Raw genomic sequence first — 13,772 nt, 5'->3', positions numbered from 1 at the left:
ATTCTGGCCTTCAGCCTTTGGCTATTTTCCAGCCGGGATGCTGAAAATACTTTCCATACGACTTCAAGGCTTCAAGCACCCTTACAGCGCCATCATGGCGCGCCTGCACTGACTTTCCTTCCATGATCTCGGCCCCGGCCATCAGTTCGGCGATGATCAGATGCAGCATGGCGTCGGCTTTCGGATCCAGTTTGCAATGCTCTACCGCATAGCCCACCTTGGCACTGACCGTCGCCGCCAGGGTCTGATAATCCCCATGACCAAACTGATTCGTGTGAATCGCTGGTAAAGCATTGGACATGGCTTGATTGATGTCGTTCATGGCTAGACGCAAATGCTCGTCGGTGGCCCATTTTTTCCCAGAATTGAGCTGAAGTTTCGCCGGCTCGGCACCGCCATGATGGTGATGGTGCGCTTCAGCCGCCTGGATGTTCGATGCAGCAGCCAGCGCAAGTGCGACAAGAAGAACTGAAAGTCTGGTTTTCATTGCGTTTCCTTGAGTGAACGGAGAAGAATACCCGAGTAGTTTAGTCGGCTAATCTTAACGAATACTTAATGGACCGCATTCCGCCGCGCGAGTGCACACCGGAATAGTCCCCTCGCCCCCGCCCCGCTCACCTTGAGCAGGCAAACGCTTATCCGCGTTCGGCCAGCACCTGGCGAATAGCACCAGCCAGTATCGACGGATCTTCAGCCCCGACGACGACCATTTTCCGGTCGACGATGAAGGTCGGCACCATCGAGATGCCGGCGGCCCGCACTTCCGCCTCCATCGCCCGCACGGTGTCGGCATCTTCGCTCGAGGCCAGGTAATCGGCGACCGTTGCGGCCGGATAGCCGCATTCGGCGGCAAGGCGGACCAGAAGCGCGGGGTCACTGACGGCCTCACCCCGCTGGAACTGGGCAACGAACAGGCGTTCGACCAGCCGTTCAGCATCGCCGTGTTGCTGCGCCCAGTGGATCAGGCGGTGCGCCTGCAGGGTATTGGCTCGTCGCTCGATTTTTTCGAAGGCGTAATCCAGCCCATAGGGCCGCCCAGCAGCCCGGACCCGTTCGAACAGCGCCTCGACCGGTGCCCGCCCGCCAAATTTCTTTTCCAGGAACGGCAGGTAGGGTTCCCCCTCGGGTGGCGTATCCGGATTGAGGAAAAACGGCCGCCAGCGCTTCGTGCAGGAAAAATCGGGAATCTCCTGCCGTACCTGGGCAATGGCCAGATCCAGTCGGCGCAGGCCGATGAAGCACCAGGGACAAACGATGTCGGAAACGATCTCGATAGTCAGCATGATGATTAGGCCCCTTGTTTCAGTAGCCGGGATGGCACCAGGCGTCGAATCTGCCGGCCGACGACCGCACGGAATCGTGGGCTGTGCAGGCAGATGCCCCCGACCAGTCCGACCAGACAGCCAAGCACTGTATCGAAAAATCGCGCCTGAATCAGCACGTTTGGCGAGGCATGACCGAGCGTGGTCGCCTCGACCAACAGGATGGTCATCGGCGTAATGAAGATGGCGGCAATTGCGTAGTGCCGGACGACCAGGATCTCAATCAGGAAGGCGAGCACGATCATGACGAACGAGATGCTCCATTTGTCGAGCGGCAGACTCAACAATCCCCATGCCAGCAAAAGACCGACACAGGTGCCGACCACCCGGTGCACCTGCTTGTTCCAGACCGCGCGCAGGGACATGCCTTGAATGACCGCCAGGCAGCTGACCGGCACCCAGTAGGCCTGTTCCAGTTGCAGCGCCTGGGCCAGCGCCAGGGAGATGCCGACGAAAGCACCGACAATGATTGAGTCGAAGACCACAAAATCGAAAGTCGGCGCCGGCAAGGGTGTCACCGGCTTGGGCGGCACCCGGCGCAGCATGAAGAGGCTGTAGAAAAAGGCAATCAGGCAGGCCAGCAGGCTGCCCATGGTCAGCAGGCCGACCTTGAGCGGAACCTGCAATACCTCGCCAGGCGAATTGGCGCCGATCGAAGCGGCCATAATGAAGAAAAGACTTCCGGGTGGCCCCAGGCTGTAATAGCGACAGACCATCGTGACCAGGATGGCGGTGAAGGTCAGCACCAGCATCATCAGCGGCGGAAAAAAGTGACTCATCACACCGAGGGCATAGCTGGCGATCATGGCAAAGGCGCAGGCCATCAGATACACCATGCGGTGATACATCGGCGTTTCAGGCAGGTAGAGGAAAACCAGGCCGCCCAGTGAAGAGATCAGGCCATAGTCCATACGATCGAAATAAGCACCGACCATCAGCGGCAACCCGGAAGCCAATGCCGCAGCGAAGGGCATTTGCCAGCGCCGGTCGCTGACATTGATGGTGGTCAGATGCTGCAGTTCGGCCTGCATCAGCATCTTCAATCTTGCCCAGCGAGATGAGCTCGTCATGGTTCTGCCTCTGAACGGTGGCGGTTACTCGCATCAAAGGCGAGAACGAATTGAAGCCATTTTACTGTGAAGAACCGGGCGGCTGGCTTTGCAAAAGATGGCGGCAAGCGCTTTGAGCGAGGAAGAAAATAGGTGTCCATCACCAAAGACAAGTCGAACCTTCATTTACGCCCCAGTGCCAATTCGAAGCTCTCGGTTGTCCAGAAAAGCACGGGGAATCCGAAGGTGCCTGAATAAACTGCCACTTCGTGCCTCAAACGGAAGTTCAATCTGTGTCGACTGTCTGACTGTTTTGTCAGGGCAAAGCAGCCATACACTCAGGAACACCGAACAGACGATTGCCGCTTTTCCTGAATATCACTGCTATCAGGGACTAATCAGCCGTACAAAAGAGTCTCTACTAGATACGCTAAGCTGTGGACTTGAGTGGTAGGGGAATGGCCTTTGTCGGCAATCCCGCCGGGATGTTTTGAATGAGTTGGCTAATCTGCACGTAGATATTTTTGTGAAAATCTTTAATTTTCGATTTTTTCATGGCTTCACGGTAAAGCGGGTGAATTGCCTTGGAGAAATTGCTCAGTATTAGCGCGTCTTGGTCCGTTTGGTTATCCACATAGACATCCAGTTCGTAGTTCGAGCCGTGCCTAGCTGAATCAGAGAAATTTGTGCTTCCAAAGATGGCAGCCTCCATCTTTTCGAACCTCTCGCCGTAACCCGTGATGGCAATTGCCTTAGCGTGCCACTTTTCCGCCGCGTAGAAGCGCACATTGGGCTTTAGTACAGCCATCTTTCCAACTAACGGCGCCATCGCATTTACATATAGGTTGGCTAGTACCCCCTGTAGCTGTGTCGCCACCGCTATACTTCCCGGCTGGTCGAAAATTCCGACCAGAACGATAAGTTCCCGCTCTACCCCGCCGGCCACCCACTGCAATATCTGGCTGAACTCTTGGGAAAGTTGCGTGGTCGGCCACGGTGTACTGGCTGTGCAGAGGTAGATTCGTCCAGCAGACCGAGTCAAAAGTCCCCCAAGCTGTTTGGTGGAAAACTTTTTCGTTGGGCTCTGCGGCAAGAATAGAAAGCTCATACTGTTACCTGCTTATTATTAAATGTGTATGGGCAAATGGTACCCACGTGCCGCGCCATCATATACACAGGCATGCCATACACCTACCGTCGCACTTTTCTTTGAGAAAGTGTTCTGGCATCAGCGCCTTCTGGTTTGCTTTCGTCGGCTATTGCAGTGGGGCCCCCTCTATTTTTGCGTATAGCACCTCTTGAACTGCAGCTATCCATCCTATTGCTGATCGACGTGATTTGATCAGCGAACTGCGACAATTGGCCGGAAGCGAAAATGGCAATTTTCCATACTCGGCTCGCCTAGCCTTTAATCAACTGTTTCAACGCACTCAGCGACCCAACCTAGCGCCTTGATACAAGCTCTGGCGATTGGCGGGGCCAGTACGTCGTGGCCGGCATTGGCCACGGGAAACCAGGTTGCCTCCGGCCAGGCGCGGTGCAGCGCTTCGGCGGAGTGGGTCGGATAGAGCGGGTCGGCCACCCCTTGCACGATGGCGGCAGGCAAATGGCGCAGATGCTCGACACCGGCCAGCAATTGGCCCGGAGCGATAAAGCAGTCATGGTGCAAGTAGTGCATCTGCAGGCGGGCTGTCGCCAAGGCCAAACTGTCCGGCCAGGCCGGCAGCGGACCCTCGTTGCGCAGGGCTCGCCCGTAGTTCAGCCAGGCATGGCTGGCCAGGTTCGCAGTGGCCAGGTCTGCGCCGAGAATTCGACTGGCGTAGGCGGCCAGCAAGTCGTCGCGCTCGTTTTCGGGAATGGCGACGGCGAATTGCCGCCACGCGTCGGCCTGACCGGCCGGTGCCGCCTGAAGCAGCGCTTCGACCTCCTGGCGCGAACCGAGAAAGATGCCGCAGAGCACCAGCCCGCACACCCGTTCGGTAAATAATTGGCTGTAGGCCAGGGCAAGCAGGCTGCCCCAGCCGCCGCCAAGGACGATCCAGTTCGAAATACCCAGTGCATCGCGCACATGTTCGAGGTCGACCACCAGATCGGGCGTGGTATTGGCGCCCAACTCCCCGCTCGGCAGGCTGCGGCCGGCCCCGCGCTGGTCGATGAAGACGATACGAAAACGATGGGGGTCGAACAGACGGCGGTATTCCGGCTGGCAGCCATTACCCGGGCCATCATGCAGGAAAAGGACGGGCAGGCCGTCAACCGGGCCGCATTCCTCGATATGCAGGATATGCCCGTCACCGACCGCCATTTGCCGGACGCAACTCGGCCGGCATTCGGGATACAACGGATCGCTCGCCAATCAGGCCTCGAGCAGCCCGTTGCGGACAGCGACCAGAGTCAGCTCGGCCGCGTTCTGGACATTGAGTTTCTGCTTGATGTGGTAAAGGTGAGTACCCACCGTGCTCGGGCTCAGGCAGAAGTCATCGGCCACTTCGTTGACCGAACGCCCCTCGGCCAGTTTCAGGAAAACCGCCAGCTCCTTTTCAGTCAGCGTTTCGACCGGGTTGGCCGAGCCGGAAAGCTGGGCCAGTGCCACGGCCTGCGCCAGTTCCGGGTCGATGTAGCGCTGATCGGCGGCGACCTGGCCAACCGCACGCAGGAACTCCTCCGGCGCCGCCCGTTTGCACAGATAACCCCGCGCCCCGAGACGCAGCGCGCGAATCGGCACGATATCGTCGTTATGGGCCGAGAGCATCAGCACTCTCGCCTTGGCCTCCCAGACGAGCAGACGCTCCAGAGCCACCAGGCCGCCGATACCGGGCATCGAGACATCCATCACGACAACATCGGGATTCGTTTCGGCATACAGGCGAACCGCGCTCTCGCCATTGTCGGTTTCGGCAATCACCGTGGCGCCGGCGCCCTCGAGCAACAGGCGGAAACCAAGGCGAACCACCGCGTGATCGTCGGCGAGCAGGATGCGCTTGCCTTGCAGGGACTTGTTCATGCGAATTCCTCCTGAAGATGATGGATATGAACGTCCGGCAGGCGGACATCAATGCAAAAGCCCTGGCCGAGCGGGCTGGACAAGCGGAGATGCCCGCCAATGGCGGAGATGCGCTCCGCCATGCCGGTCAGCCCGAGTCCGCAGCCGGCGTTGGTTGATTTTTCGACCTGACCTCGGCCGTTATCGGCCAGCGACAGATGCAGCCAGCCGGCCTCGCGGAACAGACGCAGTTCGACCCGGCTGGCGGCGGCATGGCGAACGACATTGGTCAGCCCTTCCTGCACGCAGCGCAGCACGGTGGCCGCCAGATCGTCGGCGACTGGCCGGTCGACGATCGCCAGATGGCTGAGCAATTCAACATCGGGATGCTGCAGGCGCCAGTTGCCGAGGTGACGATCGAGCGCGACCACCAGCGAACTGCCCACCGGTGGCCGCAGGCGATGCAGGATATTGCGCACGCCGTCCTGCATCTCGCCGGTCACGGCGACGATGCTCTGCGCCGGAATATGCAGCGCCGGCTCATCCGGCGTGCGCTGGACAATCGCCCCGGCCAGCGCGCGAACGGCGGTAATGCCCTGGGCCAGCTCGTCATGCAGTTCGCGGGCGATCACCTGCCGTTCGGCCTGCAGCCCGGCTTGCATGCGCTCGGCGACTTCGCGCTCGGTATCGAGCCTGACATTCTCGTCGACCGCCGCGCTCAGGCGGTCGGCCATGCCATTGAAGGCGCGGGAGATGCGGCCGAGTTCCGGGGTGGCGAATTGCGGCAGGCGTGTGTCGAAACGGCCGCGGCCAGTCCGGTCCAGTGCCCGCATGATCTGATCGAGCGGCCGCAAAGCCCGGGCCAGCGCACCGCAGGCGGCGACGAACAGGCAAACGAGCAGCGCCAGCGCCCAGCCGGCCAGCGCCAGCAATTCATCCCAGGCATCGAGCACGGCGCGTGAGTCGTCGGGGCGCAAGCTGAGCCGGAACTCGCCAACACTCATGGTACGCACCGGCAGATCGGCAGAGAGAAGGCGAGCGAACCAAGCCGGAGCAGCGCGACCGGCCTTGTAAGTCGGTGCCGGAGAAACATAGAGCAAGCTGCCATCCGGGCTATGGACTTCCAGCTCGTTGGCGCGAATCCGGCCGATGGCGCGCGCCACGCCAAGCAGTCGTTCCGAGCGCTGGCTGGCCGGCAAGGCGTGCAGATCGCCAACGACGACTTTCAGCCATTGTTCCGACACCCGGCTGGCCGCCTCGACTTCTTCGTGGATCGAATTGCGCGTGCCGTGCAGCCACAGGCCGCCGAGCACCAGCAACAGGCTGGCAGCCAGGCCGGTCAGGACGAGGCCGACGCGGGTACGCAGGGTCAGCCGATGATTGCGGCGACCCAAGCCAGACGCCATCGGGGCGCGGTCACGTCGAGCGCTAGGCCAGAATCGCATGGTCATTTTCCACCAAACACGTAGCGCAGGCCGAGCCAGCCAGCCCGTGGCGCACCGGGCGCGACGAAGGTTTCGCGATGCCAGTCATCGGGATTTGCCTGAAAACTGCCGCTGGCGAACGGGTTTTCAGCCAGCGCGCCAGCCGTGGCGTAGCGCTTGTCGAAAACGTTATTGATCTTGGCAAAGATCTGCCAGCCACCACCCAGACGAGCTTCGGCATTGAAATTCAGGATCGCATAACCGCCGACCTTGCCCGAGCCAGCGAAGGTCCGGGTGTTGCCATTGATGTCGGTGTAGGTGCCGCTCTGGTGCTGGTTGTTCTCGTTGCCCCGCACGTACTGGCTGGAGAAGGCCTGCACATCGCCGCCCAGCCGCAGCCAGTCGGTGGCCCGCCAGCTCAGGCCGAGCTTGGCGCTGTGCTCGGGCAGGCCGGGCAGGCGATTGCCCTTCTTGACCAGAATTTCGTCGTCCTGCCCGGCCCCGGTGCATTCCGCCGCCGTGCCGCGCGTGCTGTTGTTGGCGCCGAGCAGGCAGGCTTCGGAACGAAAGCTGGCCTGCAGCCAGCTGTAGTTGGCATACCAGTCGACGCGGTGCAGCTTGCCGTTGAGGCCGAGTTCCACGCCCTGGCGCTGCGTCTTGCCGAAATTGGTGAAGTAACCGGCGCTGGTCGAGGTGCCGACAAACAGGATGTCGTCGCTGCTCAGCGTGCGATAGACACCGGCATTCCACTGGATGTCGCCTGCCACCTGGCCGCGCAGCCCGGCCTCGACGGTGCGGGCGACGACCTGTTTCAGATAGGGATCGGAAGCCATCGAGTTGGGCAGGGTGCACGGGTTGGCCGGGTCGGCACAGCCGAGTTCGATCGGCGTCGGTACGCGGTTGCCCTGGCTGAAGCCGGCGTAGGCATTGAGCGCGGGGACGACCTGCCAGGCCAGCCCGAAGGCCGGGTTGAGCTTGGTGTAGCTGTGGTCGCCATCGAGATTGGGCGGCGCGCTATTGAGGTCGTCGTGTGTCCGGACCCGGCTCGCGTTGTAGCGGGCCGAAGCGGTCAAGTGCAGGTCGGAACGCAACGCGATGGTATCGGTGACATACAGGCTGGCCGTGCGGGTCGAGCCGTGCAGTTTGTTCTCGTCGGTGACATCGCCCAGCTGGTCGATACCACGCGTGCCGTCGATCTGGCCGAGTTGCCGGGTCTGCAGGAAGCGGATGCGGGCCTGGTCAATCGAGCTGCCGACAGCCAGTTGCTGGCGCTGGGTGCTCAGGTTCCACTGCACCGCAGCACCGGTGGTGTTCTGATGCGTGCTGGTGCGGTTGTGGGCGCCACTTGGCGTGTTCGGATCGAGCAGAAAATCGTTTTCGTACGCGTCGTTCATGTCGCCGTTCAGCGTCCGCGTCCGGGTGTAGCGGTGATATAGATTGGCGCTCAGGCTTTGCGTGTCGCTCAGCCACAGCTTGCCGTTCAGGGCCAGCTGGGTCAGGTCGTTGCGGGTGATGTCCGGGTGGGTGAAGATCTGGTCGCGACGCTCGGACAGCATCGACAGCGGCAGCAGGCCGTTGCCGATCAGCCTGGTCCGCGCCTGAGTCAAAGCCAGATCAAGTTCGCCGGCGGCGCCGCGCGCCGACAGCTTGCCGTAGAACTGCTTGACGTCGGACTTCGAGTAATCGCGCCAGCCATCCTCGCGGAACCAGTCGCCGGCCGCATACCAGCCCAGGCCGTTCTTGTTGCCGCCATGCTCGACTTCGATATTGCTGCGCCCGAAGCTGCCACCGGACATTTCGAGCTTGCTGCCGGCATCGCTGAAGCCATTCTTGGTCCGGATGGAGAGCGCCCCGCCCAGCGTATTCAGGCCAAAAGCCGGATTGGAGCCGGGAATCAGGTCAATGCCGGCAATGGCCGAACGCGGCAGCAGATCCCAATTCACTGTATCGCCAAAGGCTTCGTTGACCCGCACGCCATCGACGTAAACCGACAGCCCCTGCGGCGTACCCAGCAGCGGCGAGGCGGTGAAGCCACGGTAATTGACGTCGACCTGATACGGATTGCCCTGGATTTCATTGACCGTCACGGCCGGCAGCGCGCGCACCATGAACTCTGGAAGATTGAGCGCCTCCAGCGCTTCGAGCTGATCGTCGCTGATCGACTGGACGTTGGACGGCAATTGCTGGCGCGGCACGCCGATGCCGGACAAGGGCGTGCTGCCGATGACTTCGACCGTGGCCGTCTGGACGATGCTCTCGGCGGCAAAGGCCGGCACAAATGCGGTGGCAATAGCCATCGCCAGCAGGCTGCGACGAGGGGCTTGTCTCTTCATGTTGTTTTTTTGAGTTTGTAGTTGATGGGGACGACAACTTGTATTTCGTTGCTTTCCAGCGCATCCGGCAGCGGCGGCAGGCTGGCCAGCGCTTCAAGCATGGCCAGCGCATGCTGATCGAGCACCTCGAAGCCACTGGAACGGTCGAGCTGAACCCCGAGCAGATTCCCCTTGCGCGCCACTTTCAGGCGCAGCCGGACCTCACCTTCCCAGCCACGTAGCGCAGCAATGCGGGGGTATTCCTGGTGACGGGCGAACAACTGGCCCAATCGCTGGCGATAGTTGTCGAGCAATTCGCTTTGCGGAGGTGCCGCAGGCGCTGGCGTCGCCTGAACCGGGGCGGCCGGCGGTACAGCCACGGCTCCCCCGCCTTCAACCGCCGCCACCACTTGCGGCGAAGCAGCTTGGGCCGGCGCATTGGCCGGCCCGGCAGTCTGCGTCACACGCGGAGCCGACCGTTGCTCCGTGCGTTGTGGGTTCTGCCGGGCCTTCTGGGGGACGGTTGCCGGCGCTGGTGCAGGCGCACCGGCGGCAACCGATCCGGATTCGGAAACAGCGATCAGGCGGATCGAGGCGAGGATCGGTGGCAAGGCGACCGGCGCATGCTGGCGCTGGCCTGACATGATGGCGAACAGGGTGGCATGCAGGGCCATCGACAGGACGAAAAGCGCCCAGAATTTGCTGTGGCCGATGGGACTCATCATTTCCCGCCCCCCAGCACAGCCTGCTCGGCCGCCGGAAACAGATGGCCGACCGAACGCCGGTATTCGGTCTCCGCCATCGGCAGGTCGGCGAATTCCGCCGGTAGCGGGCGGGCCAGCACATCGTTCATGTCCAGCCCGGCGCTGGCCGATTCGCGCATGGCAGCGGTCAACCAGTTCAACCAGGCCCGGGTCTGGCGGATTGGCGTGGCATCGCTCGTCACAGCCCCGTGCCCCGGCACCAGCACCTTGAAACCGGCCTCGCGAGTCAGCGCTTCAAGGCGGTCAAGCCCCGCCAGCCAGTGCGCGATATCGGCATGCGGCGTGGTCGGCGCCCGGCCGTTGAAGACGAGGTCGCCAGCGAACAGCACCCCGCTCGCTTCGTCGACAATGACCAGATCGGCCCCGGTATGGCCGTCCAGCGCGACCAGTTGCAGACGCCGGCCGGCGACGTCGAGCTGGCCTGCTGTCACGGTCTGCGTCGGCACCTGCACTTCGGTGCCCTTCATCCAGTCACCGCTCATCCGGAACAGGTTCTCGGCGAAAGCATTGCCATCGGCGCCGATCCCCGTTCGCGTCTCGGCCAGTGCGGCGATCGGCACATCGGCAAAGGCCTGGTTGCCGAGAAAATGGTCGGGATGGTGGTGGGTGTTGATGACCAGCGCGATGGGCCTGCTGGTCACCGCCGCGATGGCCCGGCGCATCTGCTGGCCATAGCGCAGCGAGGGGCCGCTGTCGATGACGATGACCCCCTGCGGAGCCACGATGAAAGCGGTGTTAACGATGTTGCCGCCGTTGGCGGTCGTGAAATCCTCGGTCTGGCCGATGAAGGCATAGACATCCCTGGCAATCGGACGAGCGTTCAGGCGATAGTCGAAATCGGCGGCGCCAACCTGGCCGACGACGACAAGCCACAGTGCGCCGAGCAGCCGCTTCACGGCGCGATCCTCGCCTTGAAGGCATTGCCGTTATTGTCGCGACCGTTGGCTTCGACCGGACCATCCGCCACGTTGCGGTTCAGGGTGAACACAGGATTCTCGCTGACCGGCTCGTAGGTCTGCACTCGCATCAGGCGCTGGCCGGCGGCATCGGTGAAATTGATCTCCTCCAGGAAGAAGGCCGGTGTCCCGGCCACCAGCCCGGTATCCATCGGATGCACGATACGCAGGCGCAAGCGGCCTGCGTTCGGCCCTTCCGACCACTGGCGGCCGCTCACTTCGTTGAGATGCTGCTGCCAATCCTTAGAGGCACCGCCTGCCGACGATGCTGTGCAACCACCGCCGACGGTATTCACCCAAGTCCCGCCGACATGCCAGACGCCATCGGCCGTTCTGGCCGCCGCGCGAACCGGCGTCGATTGCTGCAGCTTGACGCGAAAGCCGAGCGAGGCCTGTGCCCCCTCCGGGAAAAAGCGCAGCACCTGGACGATCGGATTGAAGTCGGCGAAGACCACGACTTCAAGCACACCGGGCAGCGCAGAAGCATCGACCGTGACCGGCACCTGCATCGGATTTTCTGCAGTTGATGGTGCGATGACCTTGACCCGCGGGTCGAACAGCACCGGCGCTCCGGCCAGGAACGCCTTCTGCATTTCCGACCAGCGCGCCGAGGCGAGCGGATCACCGCTATCGCGCAGGGCGGCGGCTTCGGCCGGCGGCATCAGGGCCGCCAGGGCAATCGCCGCAATGGTCAGAGGGTATTTCATCTTGTCTCGCTCCTTTTTTGCCACGTGGGCTGTTTGGCGAGAATGGTGTGCAAGCGGCGTGCCAATACCCGGCCAAAGCGGGCAAACAACGGAACGGCAGGCCTTCCCGGCCCGGAGCAAAACAAACCATGGCGAACTGAACACCCCGACTGTGCAACTTTGGAGCAGCTGATGACATTTGAAGCAGGCATCGGTCAGCCGACTGCGCAACAGGGACAAAACCCGATTTCCCCCGCCGCCCCCGGCCAGCAGGCCGAAACCACTTTCAGCCAGGGCATGGCACAAGCCTTGCAGAACGGGTTCCCTGCCAGCGAGTCGATTCAGGGAAAGGAAGGCGACTCGCCGGTGCGTCAGTCCAATCCGCAGCCCACGCCCAGCGCGGCCGGCGGATCAGGAAACATTGGATAACCAAGGAGACAAATCCATGCACAGTCATACCCCCAAGCGGAGTGCCCTCACACTTGCGCTGATCGCCGCCGCCGTTCTGGCCGGCGGGCAGGCTCTGGCCGGCGTCACCGATGCCGACATCCTGAACGATGCCAAGACCACCGGCGACGTCGTCAGCTTTGGCCTCGGCACGCAGGGCCAACGCTTCAGCCCGTCTACGCAGATCAACACCAAATCCGTGAAGAACCTGGTCCCGGCCTGGTCGATGTCCTTCGGCGGCGAGAAGCAGCGCGGCCAGGAATCGCAGCCGGTCATCCACGACGGCAAGATGTTCGTCACCGCCTCCTACAGCCGCCTGTTCGCCATCGATGCGAAGACCGGCAAGAAGCTGTGGAAGTACGAGCACCGTCTGCCGGACGGCATCATGCCCTGCTGTGACGTGATCAATCGCGGCGCCGCGCTGTACGGCGACCTGGTCATCTTCGCCACGCTGGATGCCCAACTCGTGGCCATGAACCAGAATACCGGCAAGGTCGTCTGGAAGGAAAAGCTCGGCGATTACGCGGCCGGCTATTCCGCCTCCGCCGCCCCGATCATTGCCAAGGGCAAGCTGATCACGGGCATCTCCGGTGGCGAATTCGGCGCTGTCGGCCGCATTGACGCCCGCGACCCGCTGACCGGCAAGCTGCTGTGGACCCGTCCGACCGTCGAAGGCCACATGGGCTATCGCTACGACGCCGACGGCAAGGCTATCGAAAACGGCATCTCCGGCACCCTCAACGCCACCTGGAGCGGCGACCTCTGGCAAACTGGCGGCGCAGCAACCTGGAACGGCGCCACCTACGATCCGGAAACCAACCTGATCTTCGCCGGCACCGGCAATCCGGCCCCGTGGAACAGCCACCTGCGCCCGGGCGACAACCTGTTCTCGTCGTCCACCGTTGCCATCGATGCCGACACCGGCAAGATCGCCTGGCACTTCCAGGGCACCCCGCACGACGGCTGGGACTTTGACGGCGTTAACGAGTTCGTCTCCTTTGACCTCAAGGACCCGAAGACCGGCAAGATCGTCAAGGCAGGTGCAAAGGCTGACCGCAACGGCTTCTTCTTCGTGAACGACCGCACCAACGGCAAGCTGCTCGGCGCCTACCCGTTCGTCAAGAAGATCACCTGGGCTACCGGCTTCAACCTCGAAACCGGCCGTCCGAACTACATCGAAGAAGGCCGTCCGGGCGACCCGAACGCCAGTGCCGATGGCAAGAAGGGCAAGGTCGTCTTCTCGGCTCCGTCCTTCCTCGGCGGCAAGAACCAGCAACAAATGGCCTACAGCCCGCAAACCGGCCTCTTCTACGTGCCGGCCAACGAGTGGTCGATGGATATCTGGAACGAACCCGTTTCCTACAAGAAAGGTGCGGCTTACCTCGGCGCCGGCTTCACCATCAAGGCTCTGAACGACGACTACATCGGCGCCCTGCGCGCGGTCGACCCGGCTACCGGCAAGATCGTCTGGGAAAACAAGAACTACGCTCCGCTGTGGGGCGGCGTCCTGACCACCGCCGGCGGCCTCGTCTTCTACGGCACCCCCGAAGGCTTCCTGAAGGGTGTCGATGCCAAGACCGGCAAGGAACTGTGGTCCTTCAACGTCGGCACCGGCATCGTTGCACCACCGGTCAGTTGGGAGCAGGATGGCGAGCAGATGATCGCCGTCACGACCGGCTGGGGCGGCGCCGTGCCGCTGTGGGGCGGCGACGTCGCCAAGCGCGTGAACTTCCTCGAACAGGGCGGTTCCGTCTGGGTCTTCAAGCTGCACAAGGGCTAAACGCATCACCATGCCGGGCCGCTTCAGCGGTCCGGCATTTCATGTCTCA

13 protein-coding genes are annotated in these 13,772 nt (G+C 62.2%); 2 read left to right on the top strand and 11 right to left on the bottom strand.

The window, feature by feature from the left end:
• Positions 1 to 10 precede the first annotated feature (10 nt).
• The 11 genes from DARO_RS05380 to DARO_RS05330 form a co-directional block, all read right to left on the bottom strand.
• Positions 11 to 487 carry a hypothetical protein gene (locus tag DARO_RS05380; protein ID WP_011286800.1) on the bottom strand — a complete coding sequence of 159 codons (477 nt, stop codon included), beginning with the start codon at positions 485 to 487 and terminating at the stop codon, positions 11 to 13.
• A 148-nt stretch (positions 488 to 635) separates the two neighbouring features.
• A complete protein-coding gene (locus DARO_RS05375; RefSeq protein ID WP_011286799.1) occupies positions 636 to 1,283 on the bottom strand; it encodes a DsbA family oxidoreductase in 648 nt (215 codons plus the stop codon).
• A gap of 5 nt (positions 1,284 to 1,288) precedes the next feature.
• Positions 1,289 to 2,392, bottom strand: a complete 1,104-nt coding sequence (locus DARO_RS05370) for an FUSC family protein (protein WP_011286798.1) — start codon at positions 2,390 to 2,392, stop codon at positions 1,289 to 1,291.
• Positions 2,393 to 2,801: 409 nt separating this feature from the next.
• Positions 2,802 to 3,479 carry a phospholipase D family protein gene (locus DARO_RS05365; RefSeq protein ID WP_011286797.1) on the bottom strand — a complete coding sequence of 226 codons (678 nt, stop codon included), beginning with the start codon at positions 3,477 to 3,479 and terminating at the stop codon, positions 2,802 to 2,804.
• 300 nt (positions 3,480 to 3,779) lie between these two features.
• Positions 3,780 to 4,676, bottom strand: coding sequence for an alpha/beta fold hydrolase (locus DARO_RS05360; protein ID WP_011286796.1), 897 nt, complete (start codon positions 4,674 to 4,676; stop codon positions 3,780 to 3,782).
• A gap of 51 nt (positions 4,677 to 4,727) precedes the next feature.
• Positions 4,728 to 5,375 (bottom strand): response regulator, encoded by a 648-nt coding sequence (locus tag DARO_RS05355; RefSeq protein WP_011286795.1) that lies wholly within the window; start codon positions 5,373 to 5,375, stop codon positions 4,728 to 4,730.
• Positions 5,372 to 6,799: a histidine kinase gene (locus tag DARO_RS05350; RefSeq protein WP_198134101.1), complete on the bottom strand. Its 1,428-nt coding sequence runs from the start codon at positions 6,797 to 6,799 to the stop codon at positions 5,372 to 5,374. Before DARO_RS05350 ends, DARO_RS05355 begins: the two co-directional genes overlap by 4 nt.
• Positions 6,800 to 6,801: 2 nt before the next feature.
• Positions 6,802 to 9,111, bottom strand: coding sequence for a TonB-dependent receptor domain-containing protein (locus tag DARO_RS05345; RefSeq protein WP_011286793.1), 2,310 nt, complete (start codon positions 9,109 to 9,111; stop codon positions 6,802 to 6,804).
• On the bottom strand, positions 9,108 to 9,815 hold the full coding sequence (locus tag DARO_RS21570) for an energy transducer TonB (RefSeq protein ID WP_011286792.1): 708 nt from the start codon (positions 9,813 to 9,815) through the stop codon (positions 9,108 to 9,110). The genes DARO_RS05345 and DARO_RS21570 overlap by 4 nt, the downstream gene beginning before the upstream one ends.
• Positions 9,812 to 10,750 (bottom strand): quinoprotein relay system zinc metallohydrolase 1, encoded by a 939-nt coding sequence (locus DARO_RS05335; RefSeq protein WP_011286791.1) that lies wholly within the window; start codon positions 10,748 to 10,750, stop codon positions 9,812 to 9,814. The genes DARO_RS21570 and DARO_RS05335 overlap by 4 nt, the downstream gene beginning before the upstream one ends.
• Entirely contained in the window at positions 10,747 to 11,517 is a 771-nt protein-coding gene (locus DARO_RS05330) for a quinoprotein dehydrogenase-associated SoxYZ-like carrier (RefSeq protein WP_011286790.1), read from the bottom strand. The genes DARO_RS05335 and DARO_RS05330 overlap by 4 nt, the downstream gene beginning before the upstream one ends.
• A 171-nt stretch (positions 11,518 to 11,688) precedes the next feature.
• On the opposite strand from DARO_RS05330, the gene DARO_RS05325 reads away from it, so the two are divergent.
• Positions 11,689 to 11,925, top strand: a complete 237-nt coding sequence (locus DARO_RS05325; RefSeq protein ID WP_041224223.1) for a hypothetical protein — start codon at positions 11,689 to 11,691, stop codon at positions 11,923 to 11,925.
• A 16-nt stretch (positions 11,926 to 11,941) separates the two neighbouring features.
• Positions 11,942 to 13,723 carry a PQQ-dependent methanol/ethanol family dehydrogenase gene (locus DARO_RS05320; protein WP_011286788.1) on the top strand — a complete coding sequence of 594 codons (1,782 nt, stop codon included), beginning with the start codon at positions 11,942 to 11,944 and terminating at the stop codon, positions 13,721 to 13,723.
• Positions 13,724 to 13,772: the final 49 nt, after the last annotated feature.

It is taken from the genome of Dechloromonas aromatica RCB (genome assembly GCF_000012425.1).
The sequence above is the reverse complement of the archived record's forward strand: the minus strand, read 5'-3'. Positions and strand labels throughout refer to the sequence as shown.